At 63.9% G+C, this 18791-nt stretch carries 8 protein-coding genes; 3 read left to right on the top strand and 5 right to left on the bottom strand.

The window, feature by feature from the left end:
* Window positions 1-11: 11 nt before the first annotated feature.
* Genes AC6RV7_RS18720 through AC6RV7_RS18740 form a run of 5 tightly spaced genes read right to left on the bottom strand, consistent with a single transcriptional unit; the run spans window position 12 to window position 10577 of the window.
* Window positions 12-3374, bottom strand: a complete 3363-nt coding sequence (locus AC6RV7_RS18720) for a glycosyl hydrolase (RefSeq protein WP_500095720.1) — start codon at window positions 3372-3374, stop codon at window positions 12-14.
* Window positions 3371-4813: a sialate O-acetylesterase gene (locus tag AC6RV7_RS18725; RefSeq protein ID WP_500095721.1), complete on the bottom strand. Its 1443-nt coding sequence runs from the start codon at window positions 4811-4813 to the stop codon at window positions 3371-3373. Before AC6RV7_RS18725 ends, AC6RV7_RS18720 begins: the two co-directional genes overlap by 4 nt.
* On the bottom strand, window positions 4810-6822 hold the full coding sequence (locus AC6RV7_RS18730) for a plastocyanin/azurin family copper-binding protein (protein ID WP_500095722.1): 2013 nt from the start codon (window positions 6820-6822) through the stop codon (window positions 4810-4812). Before AC6RV7_RS18730 ends, AC6RV7_RS18725 begins: the two co-directional genes overlap by 4 nt.
* Entirely contained in the window at window positions 6819-7625 is an 807-nt protein-coding gene (locus tag AC6RV7_RS18735; protein WP_500095723.1) for a hypothetical protein, read from the bottom strand. Before AC6RV7_RS18735 ends, AC6RV7_RS18730 begins: the two co-directional genes overlap by 4 nt.
* Window positions 7626-7685: 60 nt before the next feature.
* Window positions 7686-10577 (bottom strand): hypothetical protein, encoded by a 2892-nt coding sequence (locus AC6RV7_RS18740; RefSeq protein ID WP_500095724.1) that lies wholly within the window; start codon window positions 10575-10577, stop codon window positions 7686-7688.
* 261 nt (window positions 10578-10838) lie between these two features.
* Between AC6RV7_RS18740 and AC6RV7_RS18745 the strand changes: the two genes are divergently transcribed.
* The 3 genes from AC6RV7_RS18745 to AC6RV7_RS18755 all read left to right on the top strand — a co-directional run bounded on the left by AC6RV7_RS18745 (window position 10839) and on the right by AC6RV7_RS18755 (window position 18657).
* Window positions 10839-13118 carry a TonB-dependent siderophore receptor gene (locus AC6RV7_RS18745; RefSeq protein WP_500095725.1) on the top strand — a complete coding sequence of 760 codons (2280 nt, stop codon included), beginning with the start codon at window positions 10839-10841 and terminating at the stop codon, window positions 13116-13118.
* A gap of 144 nt (window positions 13119-13262) precedes the next feature.
* Entirely contained in the window at window positions 13263-15791 is a 2529-nt protein-coding gene (locus AC6RV7_RS18750; RefSeq protein ID WP_500095726.1) for a glycoside hydrolase family protein, read from the top strand.
* A gap of 4 nt (window positions 15792-15795) precedes the next feature.
* Window positions 15796-18657 carry a hypothetical protein gene (locus AC6RV7_RS18755; RefSeq protein ID WP_500095727.1) on the top strand — a complete coding sequence of 954 codons (2862 nt, stop codon included), beginning with the start codon at window positions 15796-15798 and terminating at the stop codon, window positions 18655-18657.
* The last annotated feature ends 134 nt before the right edge of the window (window positions 18658-18791 follow it).

The raw sequence follows: 18791 nt of genomic DNA on the forward strand, positions 1-18791 counted from the left end.
CATGATCCAAGTTAGCGGAGGGAGAGGACGGGCCGGATCTCGAGCATGACCGGGCCGACGAGTCCGGCGGGCACCAGCGGGGAGTCCGCGGAGTAGTGTTTCCAGGTCGAAAACGTGGTGCGCTGCCGCTGGCGGATCGCGTCAGCGTCCGCCCACCAGTCGGGAAGTCTTTCCAGAGCCCCGGCCGAATTGCCGCGGGCGACATAACTGAGATCTGCCGGCAGTTGCTCGTCACCGATCAGCCCGTTCACCCAGCGCGTGGCGACGCGCACCTGCAGCGTGTTCGGACCGGGTTGGACGAAGTCGGTGACGTCCACCGTCAGCGGCGGCTGCCACAACGTGGCCACAGTGCGGCCGTTGAGGGAGAGTTCGGCGATCTCGTGAGCGGCGCCCAGATTCAGGAAAACGCGACTGGTGGCGGCGGATAAACCGGCCGGGAGATCGAATGCCGTGGAGTAGGTCGCGATCCCGGAAAAATGCCTTACCGCTGGATCCGGATGGGTGGAAAGCGACCCCAATTCATCGAGCACAATCGACGCCGGAACGTAGCGCGTGGCCGCAAATGCAACGGTCCACGGCCGATCCAGCGGGACGGTCGTGGCGGTCGGAATCGTCACCGGCCTGTCACTACCATCTGAATACACCACGCGATAGCTGCCGGCGGCAGGCGCCCACGCGTCGGCCGCGGAGGCCAGCCGCGAGGGTGTCGGAGTGGATCGGACTTTGAAATTCGCGACCGCAACCGGCCAGCGCGCGGGCAGCGGGCGGCGGAAAACGACGAACAGCGAACCGGCTTCCTCGAGGGTAAGCGTGAGGGTGGTGCGTCCGTTTTCGCTCGCGAACACCGGCGCGGTCACAATCCGGCCGCTCAGCGGATCCCACAATTCCGGCTCGCGGTCGCCGCAACGGAAGTCGGCGGTGAACGTGAGGGCTTTCCCATTCTGGTTGGTGAGAAAATAGAAATCTCCCATCTCGGACGTGCGATGCACGAAACGGACGTCCGTTGGTTCGCCATTCGCGCGGGCCACGAAATCGGGCGCGACCTGCAGGCGGGCGAGTGCATCGGAGAGCGTCTCGGCCGGGCGGCGCGATCCGAGCCAGATTTTTGCCACCAGTGCCTCCCACTCGGGGCGGTGCTTGCCAGTGTCGATCAGACTGGCGGGAGCAAAGGGCGGCGGACCGGCGAGAACGGCTCCGGCGTTCTGGAGGCGGAACAGATGCTCGAGGGTGCTCCGGGTCGCCACCCACGCGACCGGGAGTTGCAGCACGCGGTAGGTCGCACCGGCCGGCGTGCGCAGTTCGCCGTCGCGCACGTCGATCTGGTCGAGTTGAGAAACGGAAAGAAGATCGGCGCGATGTCCCTCCGCGGCCAGCGACGGGATTTCCCGCGACTCGGTTTTCATACGCTCTTCCTGCAGCTGAAGCACGTCGGCGACCGCTCGTCCGTGCTGCAGCAGGAGCTGGCAGCGTTTCAGATAATCGATCCAGGCGGGTGCCAGCGACCACCATGAGTTGAGACGGCCGAACTGCGTGCCGTAGCGACCGTGGGTGAACCCGGGCGCCAGATCCGAACGCGGCTGATGAACGTAGGAATGCAGCACGAATCCCGTGACGCCAGCCGCGTAAGCGGCATCGCCGAGCGGCTTCAGCAGGCGCGGATGCTCACGCCATCCGGAGAGCGGCGGGCGCGAGGTGAACGCTTCCGCGAGCACGAGCGGGTTGCCGGTCAAGTGCGCGACGGAGGTGGCGAAATCGAAACCCTTGTAGAGATCGTGATTCCAGAATTCCACCATCGGCACATCCACGTGCTGGAGCGCGCGGGGCTCGTCGAGCACGCCGCCGTAGGCTTCGGCGAAGAGCTTGAGCCCGTGACGGTGCGAAAGGCGCTGTAGGGCTCCGTAATAGTTTTCGGCGTAGAGTTCGCCCAAGGTCCGGCGATAGTCGGCGAGGAAGGCTTCCGTCTCCTCCATCGTGCCCACGACCTGGCCGCTGAGCGCCGGCAGATAGTTCGTGAGGGAGTAGCCGCGGCGGCGTTGGAACTCCGCCGGCAACGCGTCCGTCCAGGTTTGCGGGCCCGCCTCCCAGCTGTCGCTCAACACCCCCGTCAACGATTGCGCGAGGTGCGGACCGGCTTCGCGGAGAATGCGTCCCAAGGCGTGCTCGAAATGGATCGCGAGCGCTGCGGGGTCGAATTTGTCGACTTCGAGACCTTCGCCCTCCTCGGGCGACGGATGATTCCTGCGCGCACTGCTGGTGTAACCGAAGCGCAGGATGGTCCAGTTCCCCGCCGGCGCCTCCCAGCGAAGCGAACCGTCGTCTCGAACCTGCGAAGTGAGATCGATGATGTCTGCCGGGGAGAACTCGCCTCGGGCCGATGCGTCCCATTCGCGAGGCGCACTGGGCGCGGGCTGGATCTTGAGACCGGTTTTTCCGGCAAGGCTGGAGACTTTGCGGAAGTGGGTGAGGCGCAGCTCTGCGACGTTCCACGGCGTGCGCGGGCGCACGGACAGGCGGAAAAATCGGGCCTCGGTCGGGGGGAACTCGAGCTCCACGCGGTTGGTGAACTCGAGACGCGACTCGGGGAACTCCTTCACCAGACGAAAAAGTTCGCCGTCGTCGGAAGCCTCGAGCTTGAGCGCGGGAATCACGTCATCGTCATGGCCGAGGCCCTCCACCGACTCGGTGTGCTCTCCTCGCTGGCGGTCGATCTCCAGCCAGCGGCGGCTCGTCGGCTGCGAGTAATCGAACGTGATCGAGGCGGGATGTTCGAAGGTGACGCCGGTCGTGGAGATGCGATCGCCGAGCGCTGTCAGCCCGGCTGAGACGCCGGTGCCGTGCATCCGCGGCATCGGCTCCGTCCGCGAAGGTATGGCGAGCGTCGCGATCTCCCGGTAGAAACCCAGTTGGGTAGGTGGCTGGGGCAGTCGCCCGTCCCAGAGAGTGCCTCCGGCGACGGTTTGCTCGCTCCAGACGATCATCTTCATGGAGTTTTCGACGGTGTTCCACGGGCCGCCACTGGTCGCCCAGCCGGCGCAGTTCATGACCACGATTTCGAGGCCAAGCTCGGCGGCGGTCTCGATGGCGTAGTGAACATGCGAATACCAAGCGTCGGAACCGTAGCGAACCGGGCCGGCGGGAAGGTAAAGGCTGCCTTCGAAGAGCATCGCGCCGCGGATACCCACGCGCTTCATGTCCTCGAGATCCGCGCGAATGCCTTCCCGGGTGGTGTTGCCGTTGACCCAGATCCAATACACCCACGGGCCATAGGCGGAAGGCGGCGACCGGAACTGCGCGTCGAGCGAGGCGCCGCGCAGCGGGAGCGCCGCAACCAGGAGAGTTGCGAGCAGGACGAAAAGGACGGACGGTAGCTTCATCGGGCGGGTGACAGTTCGAGGAGGAAGGGGCCGGCTGGCAGGCCGTCGGAGTTGAACAGAAAACCTGCGGGCAGATCCTGCCAGCCGAAGCGGACGGCGACGGGGGAAGGAACAGCATCAGCTGCGACGATCACGCTGCCGGCGTCTATTTCGGCGCGGTCGGCCGGGTGATATTTTCCGTCCGCTCCGGCCAGTTCGAATGTACCTGCCAGATCGCCGGAGGCGGACAGCGGAGCGACATCGAAGTGCACAACCACAGCGCGCTCGGCCGTCGCCGCCCGGGTGGGGATCGGCCCGGTGTCGACCAAATCGCGACCGTATTCACGGTGCAGCGCCAGGCGGGCGAGTCGGGCGCCGACCGCTTGTTTGTCGCGCGGGTGGATGTTGGTGGCGTCACCGAGATCGAGCGCGATCGCCTGCCCGGTGGCGGGCAGCGCCAGCGCGCGGGTTTGTTGCTCGCGCACTCCGGTCCAATCGCGCGGAGCCGCGCGACCGTACCCGGCAAGCTGCACCCAGTAGAAAGGAAGCGTCCGTCCAGTGTCGAACAAGGTGCGCCACTCAGAAATAAGACCGATGAACTGGGCAGCGTAATGGCGCGACAAATCTGGCGCCTCGGTGGCGTCCGCTTCGCCCTGATACCAAAGAAAGCCTCGCACCGCATACGGCGCGAGCGGAGCGATCATGCCGTTGTAGCCGGCGGAAGGCTGGCGGTGCGGACGCGGCGGCGGCTGCGCGCGACGTTGACGCTCCCACCACGTTCGAACGATGCGATCGCCGGCGAGCGCCTCGGACGAGCGCCAGGTGGAGATAGGCGTGTTACCATACGAACTCACAATCAATCCAACGGGCACGCCGATCGCCGCCTGCAGGTCGCGGCCAAAGAAGTAGGCGACTGCGCTGAAATCGCCGACGGTCGCTGGAGCGGCCGGCTGCCACGATCCTTGGACCGTTTCCGCGGGGGTAGAAGCAAACTGGGCGGCGACCTTGAAGAGACGGAGCAGCGGATACTGCGCGGCGGTGGTTTCTTGCTCGGCGTCGCGGGCGTGGCGAACGCTCATTTGCATGTTCGATTGACCGCCACAGAGCCATACGTCGCCGACCAGCACATCCGACACGACGATGCGGTTTTCGCCCTCGACGACGAGTTCGACCGGCGTGCCGCTGGCCGGACGGGCCGGCAGGTGGACGAGCCACCGGCCATCGGCTCCGGCGGACGTCGCCACTCGCTGGCCGGCGAGGTGCACCGAGATTTTTTCGCCCGCGCGAGCGCGGCCCCATACCGGAATGGTGCTGTCTCGCTGCAACACCGCGCCGTGGCGGAAAAGGGGCGCGAGCGTGACCTCGGCGGACAGCGGCGTCAGCAGGCACAGCGCTTTGACAACGAGCAACGCGCGGCGCGGTGCAGCGCGCCACAAGAACGAGAAACGAGTGAAGGTCATGGTTCGACGACCCGGAGAATGCCTTTCATCAGCGTGAAGTGTCCCGGGAAGCTGCAGATGTAGTCGTAATCGCCCGGGGCCGATGGCGCGGCGAAATAGAGGCCGTCGGTCTCACCGGGCTGGAGCACGCGGGTGTGATAAAGGACGTCCGACGTATCCGGAATGTAGTGACGATCGGGCCCCTCGACTCCGAGCGACAGCGCGGCGGTCCCGACCGCGTCGCCGCGTCCGGGCGCGCACAGTACGAAGTTGTGGAACATGTCGTCGCTGTAGTGAAAAGTGAGGTGGATCCTCTCGCCGGCTTTCGCCGTCAGCTGCGTCTGGTCGAACTTCAGGCCGGGCAGCGTGCCCAGGGCAATCGTGCGGACGGGCTCCGCGCTGGACCAGCTGGCGGGAGCCTCGGTCGGGTGTTTGGACGAGGCGGCCGGCTGGCTGGCCGCTCCCGGCGCTTCGCAGATTTCAAGCGCTTCGTCGTGGGGAGTGAGGATGCGGTCGCCATCCGGAAGGCGGTTGAGCGTGTAGTAGGCGGTGTCGTGCACGAGGAGCTCGCCGGTTTCAGCATCACGGACGCCCGACGACTTCAGTTCATGGATATAGCCCTCGCGCAGACCGACGATTCCGAGCCGCACCGTCAGGCCATCCGCCGAGACGACAGCGCGAACGACGGTGCAATTGCGGCGGTTGATCGGCGGACTCCCGTAGCGCCCGTGGTATTGATAGGTGAAGCCGGCAATCGCGTAGCTGGCGGGATCGCTGGCGCTTTCGCGAACGACGGGGCGGGTGAAGCGCAGCACAAACCCATCAGGCGCCGCCTTCGCCTCCTGGAGGTCGAAGGGAGTGACGCCGTTCCAAGTCACGCGTTCGAAGGCGCGAAGCTTGCCGCCGACGGCGCCCCAGCCGCGAGCCGTTTCACCCACGTAGAGTGCGCCGTCGGTGCCGAACGTGAGACGAATCACGCCAGACTCGAATCCCTGGAGGAAGGAATAAGCGGCGCCCTGCCAGACGTCTTTCACCTTTTCGAGGGTGATGCGCATGATCTTGCTTTGTCCCTGGTCGCCGATGAAAAGCTGCCCGGAGAACGGGCCGAACTTTCCTTCGGTAGTGTCCTCGACCATACCGGACGCGGAGATGCCGAGCACCGTGTAAGGCAGCCAGACGGTAGGCGGCTTCAGCGCCGGGATTCTTTTCGCGACTTCGAAGAGCGGTTCGCCGGAATCGGGAATTTCCTCCGGCTGAAGATCGAGCGGCGAGCCAGGAAGTTTGCTCCAGGCGAGCGAACCGGGATGGCCGAGGAAATCGCCGGGCTGGACCTCCGTCACATAACAGGAGCCGATCCATTCGCCCTGGTTCTCCGAGAAAAGACACAGACCTTGGGAGGTCACCAGCACTCCGGCGGGAGAGCGCATCCCGGCCGCGATCGGGATCATTTTCCCGTTGGGCTGCACCTCAATCATCCACCCGCGCCACGGAACCGGCGAACGCGTGGGCGCCAGATACGCGTTGTTCAGCGTGAGGCGAATGTTTCCATTTGGCAGCACGGCCGGGCCGAAGGCGAATTCGTGATAGCTGCCCGAAAGCGGAATACGATAGATCGTCTCGAAGCGATCGGCGCGGCCGTCGCCGTCGCGATCGGTGATCTTCGTCAATTCCTGCCGCTGCACGACGTAGTAGCCGCCGTCCGGAGCGGACGTGATGCCCATGGGCTCGTGCAGCCCCGCGGCGAAAAGCCGGTAGCGAGGTTGTGGCGGACTGCCGCCGGGATTGTCGACGCGCCAGATTTCGCCGCGTCGGGTGGTGACGAGGAGATCGCCCTCGGGCAGTGCGAGGATCCCGCTTCCCTCGAGCACGATATCATCGGGCACGGGCAGCACGGTGCGCGTCCAGCCGAGCTGTTCGCGGGAAAGTTGGGAGTCGGACGGTTTGGCGAAGCGCTCGGCCACCGTCGCGACCTGCGCCATGAGCACACAGGGAAGGACGAGCAGAGGGAGGAAGGGGAGCCGGCAGTTCATGGCGTGGCGGACCAGACGATCTGGTAAGTGACCGGCGTCTTGAACGTTTCCTTGAGCAGGCGCAGACGCAGCTGCTGCCGCCCGTGCGTATCCACCACGACAGGACGGTGGGGCGAACCGGCGGGCCATTCGATCGAGCAGCCTGCGGGTGAGATCTTGAATTTGTTGCCCTCGGCGGTGATGCGTTCGGCATCGGCGAGCAGCACCCAGTTCTCCCAAAGCGACAGTTTCCCGCTGAACTCGAGCGTGCGGCTCAAGCCGGGTTTGTCGGCGCGCGCAACGATTCGATCGCGGAGGTGGAGTTCGGACAGGCTGGCAAGAAACACGACCGAGCCGTCCGCTTCGATTTCGTAACCGAGCGAGGAATACAGCGGATCGGGGTGCTCCGGCCAGGCGGAGGGATATTCGAGCAGACGATCGGGAAACAATGCGAGGAGCGGGCGACCGGAGAACTCCACGAGATCCTCGCCGGCCGGCACCGCGGTCTGGTTGAACGCGCGTCCGGCCCACATTTCCGCAACATCGGCAAAGGCTCCGCGCCAAAGATAAAGGACCGCACCGGTCTCGCCGTCGTAGGCGAAGTGCACGCCGGACGGCGAGCCGACGACGCAGGCGTAGCATCGTTTCAGGCCACGAAACGGAACGAAGCCGCGCTGCACCAGCGTGCGATCGGCGGGCGAAATGAGCAGGGGTTCGGTTTTTCTGGCCGTGGGGCGAGTCGGAGCGCGTGGATCGCCGTGCAAAGGAGAGAGGAGCGCGCCGGCAAGCATGGACAGGCCGACGCGGCGAAGCGGGACGTTCATAAAGATGAAAGGAACGACGGCGGAAGCGGCGGCGGCGAAAAGCGGACGCCTCACCGCGGACTAGCGGAAAAGAACCTGGCCCACCGGCGATTTCTCGGTGCGTCCGTCCTTCATCTCGGTTTCGAACCAGAACTCCAACGGCGATTCGTTCCGCACCGGAAGCGTGTAGTCGAAGGGGAAGGCGTGATCTTCGATCTGGCCGTCGGCGACGCCCTCCTGCCGATAGTGGACGGTGCAGCGTGCGATCTCCCGTTCGAAATCGGGCAGGTAGGTGTAGACGCTGGTGAGATCGCCGGCGCCGAAGCGCATCGCGACCGCGCGTGCGCCGCGATAATCGAGCTCGCATACGCTGCCCTTGGCCGGAAGCGCCGGGATGTCCGCGAGCACCTGCTGCTGGAATCCGACCTGCGGCGCGACACCCTCAATGACCAGGGCGGTGATGCCGGCGGCGGAAACATCGATTTCCAGGTTGCCGTCAGCCGGAAGATCGCGCGCGGGCTGTTTTTTGCCGTCCAGCCAGACGGTGAAACGGGCCGGGCGTGCGGCCGGGAGCCGGACGAGCGCCGGATTCAGCCGCACCCGGCTTCTCAACGCGAAATGGGACTGGTTGGTGAACGCAAGCGCGAGGCGGCCCTCGCCACGGGCGACGATGTAGTTGAGTTCTGGATGCGATACGTCGAGCACCCCGCGCGGCATCCAGAGATGCAGGTTTTTGGCGTCGTAGATTCTGCCGGGGCGGTCGCCATAGATCTTTTGCTGCAGGTAGCCGTAGCCCTCGGCGTAACGGCTCGGAAAATCGACCGCGCCGCGGGATTTCGCATAGGCGTCGGACACCAGATAGTCCAGGAGCAGTGCGACGTGCGGCCAGATGTGATTGTAGTGAATCGACGTCATGGCGTTGAGCTCGTCCTTCGGGCGCTCCGCGAAATCGGGCTTCTGGTAGGAGGTGGTGCGGGCGGTGTTGATATGATAGCCCGGGAAGCTCGTGTAGCGGCCGATGATCGCGGAGCGTGCGATGTCGTGGAGAAATTCGTCGTTCGTGAGCGCGGCGATGCGGAGCATCCATGGGGCGTAGCACGCGAGCAGAATGCCGCGATGGCCACGGCTGGTGCCGGAGGACTCGGGCGTCAAACCGATCGCGGAGACCTGCCAGGCCGGCACGCTTTCCTCGGGTAGCGGGTTGCGCGGATACTTGGGCCCGGAGCGATAGTTGGGCGCGAAGCCGCCCTGGTTCACGATCACGTTGCCTTCGGGGATGCGGGGGGCGAGCCAGACGTAGCGCGCGTAGTTGCGGGCACCCTCGTGGGCGGCCGCGAGATAGCGACGGTCGCCGGTTTCCTCGAAGAGCTCGAACAGCTCGATCCATTGGTTGCTGAAAGACGTCCAGAAAAACAGACCGCGCGAATCGGGATCTTCGAAGTCGGTCTGGGTCCGGTCGACGCGACGTTTGAGGTAGGTGTCGGCATCGCGCCGGGCGCGATCCAGCCAGCGCCGCTCGCCGGTGGCGCGGTAGAGCGCGAGTGAATTGGCCCAGAAATCGCCGCGCAGCACCGATTCGAGATTCAGAATTCGATCCTTGCCGAAAAGTGATTCCGCGGCGTCGCGGAAGAATGGTGTGCGACTACGGGTGAGCTCGTAGAGAGCGGCGTATTCAGAGAGGGGCGCGCCGAGACCACCGAGCCGGGCGGACACGGCCTGACCGCGCACCTTCGGGTCCGTCGTGAAAAGGAAGCGCTCGCGCGACACGAAATATTCCGCGAGCGGACGGGCGAGCCGGTCGAAGATGCGGCGGTCGTCGGTGACGAGCGCGAGGGCAAGCGGGTGGAGCGCTGACACGTTCTTCACCGAGCCGGGCACGTCGGTGTCGTAGGCAAAGCCGCGCAGGTCGGAGTTGAACTTCGCGTAATCGCTCAAACCGAAAGCGAGCATGCGTTCGAAAGTCGCGTTGAGAGAGCCCAGGATGTTGTGGCGGACATCGGCGAAACCGAACAGCGACCGGGCGAGGTGTTCCTGCGTCTCGTCGATGGTGCGACGGGCGACGACGAGGCGATGCGCGAACGTGAAGCGGGCGCCATCGGCGAAGTGTGAGCCCTGACCGCCGAGGATCGGGGCGAACAGCATTGGCTGCGCTCGACCTTCCTGATTCCGGAGCGCGACGCCGAAACGGGAATTCGCGAGCGTCGGCATCGGCTGAAAGGGAAGTTCCGCCGGGTCGGAGATGACGCCGACCGTGATGCCATCGTGGCGCACGAACGTGCCGGGCAGGGGACAACGGCCCGAGGCCTCGAGATACGAGCCTTCGGGGAAACGTTTCTCCGTGTAGACGAGTGGCTGCCAGAGTTCGTCAATTACTGCCGGATCCTGCTGCGGCGCGCCGATGTAGCCGAAGGAATACCACCCGGCACGGGCGATGCGCGCCGTGAGTTCGAGTCGCGGCTCGCTGCCGTCGGCCGGCACCTGCAAGACGGCCGAGAGAATGACGCCGTCGGCTTCGGGGAAGCTCCAGGCGATCGTGTCACCGGTTGTGGAGGCGGCGGTCGCGTGGACTTTCGTCAACTGCCCCGCGCGGAAAAGATCGGGTGAACGATCGGGACCGTAAAAACGGTCGGAGTTGGGGTCGTAACCGTCGGCGACGTGTCCGGCGTTTTTCACCGCCTCCGCCGGCAGACCCCACGTGAGCACATGGTAAACCGATCCGGCGTCGCCGCTCTTCAGGCCGGCATCCCGATAGCGTCCCCAGCGGGTTTCGAGATTGGGATCTTTCTCGGAACGGAGGATGGCAAAGTTCGGGGCGAAGGTCGCGTGGCTGCCGTCGGGCGCGGTGACCTTGACGGAATGATCCGCCTGGAGATCGAGGCGGTGCCGGGCGGTGGCTGCGTGGGCTGCGTGGCAGACCAGACACAGAGCGACGAGAAAAAGGCGGTGGGAGGACGTTCGAGCGGAGTGCAACATGGGGAGGGGAAACGGGGCAACCGGATGCAGCAAGTTTTCCGCTTCCCGGCAAAAACGGCGCAGGTTGACCGTTGAGTTTCGGAATCGCGGTCTGCAAAAGCGAATCGTCGGCGTTTGACCTCCGATTTAAGTCAACTGTCGACCAGGTCTCGAATTGTGCTGCCACGAAAGAGAAGCCTTCCATCTCGCTGCTACCCCGCGAGGCGGAACTATCTTCTGCCATCCCGGTTGCCTCTACCCTAAACACCCAGCCCTATCATGATGGAATCGCACTCCTCCGTGTTCAAACTCGTGAGTGGCGTCGTTGCGCCTCTTGCCTTAACCTTCGCCGCCGCCGGTCAGACGACGCCGATGACTTCCGCGCCCGCTGCCGGCAACGGCGAGGTGACCAACGAAGTCGTGACGCTCGAAGAATTTTCGGTGAAGTCGCAACGCGATGCGACTGGGTGGGGCGCCTCCGAAGCCGTTTCTGGCACGCGCACCGCGTCGGCGATCATCGATCTGCCGTATTCGGTTTCGGTCGTCACCCGTGAATTCATGGATGCCTTTCAGATGAAGGATCTGGATGAGTTCGGCTTGTTTATCAGCGGCTTCACGCCCGGCGAGGTTGAAGCCGGTGGCGGCGGCGGCAGCCGTCTGCGTGGTTTTACGCCCCCGACTTATCGCAACGGTTTCCCCCGCTCCGGCGTTGGAGAAGTGATGAACGTCGATCGCGTGGAAGTGATCAAGGGGCCGCTGTCCGCGCTGTATGGGCGTTCGGAGCCCGGCGGTTTGGTGAACTACATCACGAAGAGGGCCAGCTCCACTCCGGAATACCGATTGAGTGCGACCTACGGCTCCGACGAATTCACGCGCGGCGAGATCTCGGCTACGGGTCCGCTATCGGACAAGTTGTTCTATCGGGTCGACGGTTCCTACCAGCGATTCGAGGGCAACATGGATTACTTCTATCAGGAGACCTCGGCGATCAGCACGAGCTGGACCTACAAGTTCAGTCGGGATACGGCGCTCACGCTCGATTTGGAGTATATGGTGCGCGACGCCAATCAGGGCACCGCGATTCTCGGGCGGCTGAACGGGGTGTCGGTGACCCGTCCGGATGGTGTGACGGCGAAAGCCAACCTGATCCTCGGTCCCTACGAACCATTGATCAACTTCAACATCTTCGGACCGGATGCGCTTGTTTCGCGTGAAGTCGCGACCATGAACCTCCAGTTCGAACACAAGATCAACGATGTCTGGAGCCTGCGCGTGAATGGTCAGGCTTGGGATCGACTGCTCGACGAAACCCGTTGGAGTTCGCCCCAGTATCAGATCGACACCGGCAAGTTTAACTCCCGCGAGCCATTCCTCGGACATCGGCCGCAGGACGCGGTCGCGTTCCAAGCGGATGCGCTGGCGCATTTTCATACCGGAGCACTCGAGCACAAGTTCCTCATCACCTTCGACTATTCCGATACCAGCGATCACAACACGGACTACCGTTATGGTAATGGAGCAAACGGCACGCCCAACTATCTGGCCGAACTACCCGCGGCCACGCGGGTGATCGATCCGCTCAATCCCGTCTGGACGCCGCTCGAGCGCAGTAAATTCGTCCGTCAAGCCCGTGACCAACTGACGGAGACGCGCATGATCGGCTCGTTCATCAGCGACCGCGTCAGTTTGTTCGAGGGCCGGTTGATCGCCATGGGCGGCCTCCGTCTCGACCAAGTGGACGTCAACTACATGGATCGTTTCAGCTCGAGCAACGATCTCGACGCGAAGCAGAACCATCTCACCTACACGGCCGGCCTCACCTGGCGCATCAAACGCGAGAAGCTTGTGGCCTTTCTCAACCACAGCACGTCGTTCGACGGCAATCCGATCCTTGACCGCGGCATCGGCGGACTGGTCGGTTTCGCTGAAGGCGAGGGTACTGAGTTTGGCTTCAAGGGACTGCTGGCGGGGAGCGACCTCAGCTATACCGTGACCGCTTATGAGATCGAGCGGACCAATCCCGCGGCGGACCCCGATTTCGTGGCCGGCTCGGGCCTGCCCCAGTATTTCGGGCTGCGCCTCGAACGCGTTCGGGGCGTCGAACTCGACTTCAGTTGGAAGGCCAACAAGGCGCTGACCCTGCGCGGTGGCGTCGGTCTGCTCGATTCCGAGGTCGTGCGCGCGCCCGACGAGAACATCACGGCTACGGTCCTTTCTGTGGTGGGCGAACGGATGCAACGCACGCCGGAGGTTACGGCGAACCTGGCGATGAGTTATCAGCTTCCGATCAAGGGCCTCTCGATCGGTGCGTCGGTCAGCTACATTGACGAAGTCATCATCGACTACGGCAACCGCATCACTACCCGCGCCCGCCAGGTCAATCCGGGCTATACTCTGCTGAACGGTTTTGTTTCCTATAACTTCCGCACGGGAGAGAAGGGCAAATATCGGCACAGCCTTCGCCTGAACGGTCTCAATCTGACGGACAAATATTATTGGACCGTCACCGGTCGCGAAGCAGTCGGGCTGCAGATTCGTGGCTCCTACTCGCTGTCGTTCTGACGATCGGAGTCGTTGCGTTTCATTGCTCACGGACACCGCGCCATGCGTTCCCCGCATGGTGCGGTCTCTCTTCCTTTCTTCTCATTGTCGCTTCGTCGTTATAAATTCGCCTGTCGGACTGCCGGCGCATTTCTCTCTGGCGCGGTGACGCTGTCTGCTACCGCCCTCACGAGTTCCTCGCCGAGCGAGGTCGCGTTGACGAACGAGACGCTGGCGGTGCATTGGCAGCGGCAGACCGGAGAATGGCGGGTTGATCGTCTTGAACTGATCACGCCGTCGGGCCCGCTGCCGGTGGGAGAAACTTCCGGGAGCTATACGGTCCTCTTCGCGGAGACGCAGCCGTCCAAGGAACCGCTGGAGATCGAACACCCGGCGTTTCCGAATGGTTTCCCGGAGCCGGAGTATCGCTTCATGCATCAGAAATGGCGTGAAGCGCGATCGCCGGCGGCGCTGAATACGGCGGGTCAGGCTTTCACGCTGTGGCCGACGACCGCGATCCAGCGCGATGATGGTTTGCGTTTCACCGCTAGCAACGAGGTCGCTGAACTCGTCGCCGACTGGAGTTTCGATCCGGTGCAACCCGGTGATATTCGCGTGGAGTTGCACCTGACCGCGCGTCGCGCGGGCTGGTTTTCTCTCGCGACGCCGACGCTCGCGAGCGTGCCCCGTGAGGAACTCGCCTGGGCGGCGGTGCCGGGATACTTCCAAGGCGCGGAGATCGCCGCCGATTTCATTCGTGCTTACGCCTACGGTCATGGCTTGCCGGATCGCCCCGTGCTGGGACGCGAACGCGTGGCCTCGACGCTGGCGTCGTTCGTCACGACCCGCCGCGGCGCAACGATGGCGGTGGTGGCGGAGCCCGGAACGGGGACCGACCCGTGGCAGAGCGATCGCAACACCCGCCAGGAATGGCGGCTCGGACTTTCCCATATGAACCGCGCCGGCGAACTCGCGCCGACGCTTTATCATCCCGTGCTCGGCGAGGTCGATTCACGGCTCGCGGCGGGCGAGACGCGGACGTTTCATTTTCGCTATTCGTTGCGGCGCGGCGACTGGTTCGAGGCCGCGCGTCATGTGATTGAGGATATCTACGATCTGCCGGGATTTCTCGCGCTCAAACAGCCACGACGCTCCTTGAGCGAACGACTGCTGGCGCTACGGGATTATGTGGCAGGCGACGACACGTCGCTGTGGCGCACGGAGCAATTCGGCTCCTTCGAAATCGGGGCGCAGGCGTATCTGGGCGGGGTGGTCGGCTCCGACAAGGATGCGATGAAGAACTCCGATTATGGCGCGATGTGGATGCTCGCGCGGTTGACCGGCGATCCGCGGCTGGTGGAACGCCGGCTGCCTTATGCCTTGAACTTCAAGCTGGCGCAGCAGCGCATGGAGCCGGGTTTCTTCCAAGGCGCCGCGGCGGGCCAGTATTATTTGTCGAAAAGCCGGCGCTTCACGGAAGAGTGGGGCGACTACTCCGAACCGGTCGCGCTCACTTATTATGTTCTGCTCGATCTCGGGAACATCCTGCTCTTCGAGCCCGGCAACGCCGAACTCCGAGAACGTTTGCGCCTGGCCGCCGACCGCCTCGTGGCGTGGCAACATGCGGAGGGAAACTGGGAGGTCGCTTATGACAGTGCCACGAGCCGTCCGCGATTTCGGGATGTGCCGGATTTGCGGCCCACGTTCTACGGTCTGCTGATTGCGTATCAAATTTTAGGTGACGAAAAATACCTGGCCGCGGCACGCCGCGGCGCGGACTGGCTGATGACGGAAGGTGTGAAGAAGGGGGCGTTTCTCGGGGTCTGTGGCGACGCGCGGTTCGCGCCGGACTTTGCGACCGCACAAATCGCACAGGCGTTGCTCGATCTGGCCGAAACCACTGGCGAAATGAAGTATCGTGAGGCCGGTCTTGCGGCGGCGCGGTTTTATGTGACTTCGATCTATACTCATCCCCGCGCGACCGCGCAGCCGAAGACCCGCACCGATGGGAGTTGGGCCGACTGGGAGCTGAACCAAACCGGGCTGAGCTACGAACATGGCACCACCATCGGATCGGCCAACACCGGCGGTCCCATTTTGCTGGCGAGCCATGCGGGACTTTTTCTCCGCGTCAGTGAGCTGACCGGGGAGCCCCTGTTCCGCGATCTGGCCCGCGCCGCGGCATGGGCGCGAGACGCATTCGTCGATCCTCAAACCAGCGTCGCGTCTTATTATTGGTCGGCGATGAACAAAGGGGCCGGCCCGTATCCTCATCATGCGTGGTGGCAGATCGGCTGGATCACCGACTATCTCGTCGCGGAAGCCGCGCTTCGTTCCGACGGTGCGATTTCGTTTCCTCGCGGTTTCATGACTCCAAAGGTCGGACCGCACTGCAGCTACGGCTTCGCGGCAGGCAAAATTTTCGGCGAGGAGGCGTCGCTGGATTGGGGTTCAGTCGACACCGGCTCTCCCGCGATCGACTACCTCTTGGCGCGGGCAAAAGACGGCCGCCGCTACATGGTGCTGCTCAATAACTCGACCCGGGATGCGGAGGCTGACGTGCGCGTGCCGGGAAAGCGACCGCGCACCGCTTCGCTGCGTCTCGATCATCGACTTTCCTCACTGCCGGCAACCGACGCCTGGCGCTTCACGCTGCCGGCGACCGGTCTGGCGGTGCTCACCTTTGAACCCTGATTCCGTGAAACCATCCCGATTGTTTGTCTCACTTTTCCTGGCGTCGTTGACCCTGCAGGCTGCACTCGCTGAGCGGGTAAGTTATCGTCTGCAGTTGGAATCCAACGGCGATCTGCGTGTCGAACGAGAAGGCATGGAACCCTGGAGTTTCGCTCCTGAGTTTCTGGTGCTGTTTCAAGACAAGGATCCGAAACTCGCCATGCGCCCCGGTAATGTGCCGCGCGTCAGCTACAACGTGCCGACGTGGGAGAGCGGTGCGCGCGGACGCGCCGCGCTGGCTGGAGTGAAACGTTCCACCGCGCAAGCGGGCGACGGCTTCGACGACCGGATTCTCGAGGGCGACACCCGGGCGCGCACGGCCGATGTGTTTGCGGCGGCGCCGGGCGAGAGAGTGCGCGCATCCGGCTGGACGAAGCAGGGCGGTCTCGTGCGCTACACCTTTCCGGAGGGCTCCCGGTTTACGCTGGCGGCCACGGTGTCGCTGCCGGCCGACGATGCCGGAGAGCCCGTGCTGACTTACACGCTGACGCCGAAAGTCGCGGGTTGGTATTCCGTCGGCTACGTCGGCGCGCCGCGACTCGAGCCGGCGGCAGCCGCGGAGTTCTGGCAGCCCTTTCTCTGGCAGGAACGACGCTTTCCCCATCAATCCTTTCTGACGCCGGCGTTCGAGTGCTCGGTGCCGACGACCTTCGTTCGCCGCGAAATGGCGGTGGCGGGCGTCGTGGTCGACGCGGACGAGTTTCCGTTTCAACCGCTGCCGGTGCTGGACAATAGTCGTTTCGGCGTGGCATTGCGCAACGCCGCCGGAGAGGCGCAGCCGATGGCGTTTGCCCCGATGCTGGGAGGCCATGGCTCGCAACGCCGCGCCGGCGAGAGTTTCACGTTCAAGCTTCGGCTTTATGTGGGACGGGGCGAACTGACCACGGCCTATGAAGAAGCGGCGCGGCGGCTATATGGTTTCAAAGACTATCGGCGCAATGCCATTGCCTCCCTGAACGAGACACTCGACAACATGATCGATTACGGAACGAGCCGCTATAGCTGGTTCATCGACGATTTGAAGGGCTGCGCGTATTCGACCGATGTGCCTGGAGCGGTGAAGAACGTCTCGGCGCTGAATCCGCTCAACCTGGCGCTCGTGGCCGACGACGAGGCGATCTTCCGTCAGCGGGCGTATCCAATCGCCGAATATCTGCTCTCGCGCGAGAAGTTCCTGTTCTCGCTGGATCCGGAACAGAAGATTCAAAGCCCGTCGCGCGCCCTGAAAGGGCCGTCGGCGCCGGTCAGCGAACTTGCGGCGCTCTATGGCATCACCCACGAAGCGTCGCCCGTGCTTCGCCGTCTGGCGACGGAGCTGATGGGCACGGATCGGACGCTCAATCTCGACGACGTCGCTGCCGGCAACAGCTGGCAGAACAATCTGCGGATGTATCAGGTCACGGGCGAGGCGCGCTATCTGGAGAGGGCTCGGAAGGGCGCCGACGACTATCTCGTGCATCGCATGGCGCAGGGCGCCGGCGATTTTAATGAAGCCGGTCTGTTCTTCTGGACCGCCTTCGCGCCGAAGTGGATCGATCTCTTCGAGTTGTTCGAAGCGACCGGCGACCGCCGCTACCTCGAGGCCGCCCGTCTGGGGGCACGCCGCTATACCATGTTCACCTGGATGGCTCCGCGAATCCCGGATGGGGACGTGACGGTCAATCCCGGCGGCAACGCGCCCGTTTACTGGTATCTGCAAAGCAAGGGGCATCTGCCGATGAAAGCACCGGAGGAGCAGGTGCCGGCGTGGCGTCTTTCCGAAATCGGACTTACGCCGGAATCGTCGGGGACGATGTCCGGCCACCGCGGCATCTTCATGGCCAACTACGCGCCGTGGATGCTGCGCATCGCGGCGATCACCGGCGACACGTTGCTGCACGACGTCGCGCGGTCGGCGGTGGTCGGGCGCTACCGCAATTTCCCGGGTTATCACATCAACACGGCGCGCACGACGATCTACGAAAAGGCAGACTACCCTTTGCGTGACCATAAGGAACTGAGCGTAAACTCGTTTCACTATAACCACATCTGGCCGCATATGAGCATCCTGCTCGATTTTCTCGTGACGGATGCGTTTGCGCGTTCGCAGGGCCAGATCGATTTCCCGTCGCGCTTCATCGAAGGCTACGCGTATCTGCAAAGCAAATTCTACGGCGATCGCGCGGGTCGGTTTTATGAGTATAGCGACGCGAAGTTGTGGCTGCCGCAGCGGCTCCTCAAAGCCGGCAGTGTGGAACTCAACTATCTGGCGGCGCGCGGCGACAAACGCCTTTATCTCGCCTTCACCAACCAGTCGAACGAAGCGGTGACCACGGAGATCGTGCTCAATGCCGACCTCCTGCCGGCGGCGGCGAAGGGCGTTTATCGCGTTCGGACCCTGGCCGGGGACGCAGCCGGCACGGGAGACCAGTTGGTCGACGGTCGCCTGCGCGTGTCCGTCGCGCCGATGGGACTTACCGCAATCGTCATCGACGGCCTGCACGTGGAGCCGCGCTTTCAGCAGAAGTTGCTTGCGGCGGCGCCGGAACAGGCGTGGCGGAACGACTACGTGCAACTCGATTGGGGCGGCGCTCGCGCCATGGTGCTCAACTTCGGACCGGGTGCGCGCACCGCCTACATTTACCTGCAGGCCGACGATTCGACCTATCGCGAGGTGACGCTCGAGTATGAGCTCAACGGCCAGCGTCAGAAGGTGACCGATCACGAGTATCCGTTCGAGTTCACGGTGTCGCTGCCGCCGGAGGCGCAGGCATTCACTTTCCAGCTTGGTGGGCGTGGAGTGGATGGGCGCCAGAGTCGTGCGGAGTCCGCAACGCTCACCCAATGACCCAAGCCGTGCGATCGCCTGCGAGCTCGTTTTCCCCGGCCGGCAGGCCGTGCTGGTCGACGGTCGACCATCTCGCGGCCTGCGGCGGTTCGCCGAAGAAGTAGATTCTCACTCCTGCGTTTATCGATAGGCGG

The organism is Opitutus sp. sgz309028 (assembly GCF_059821195.1).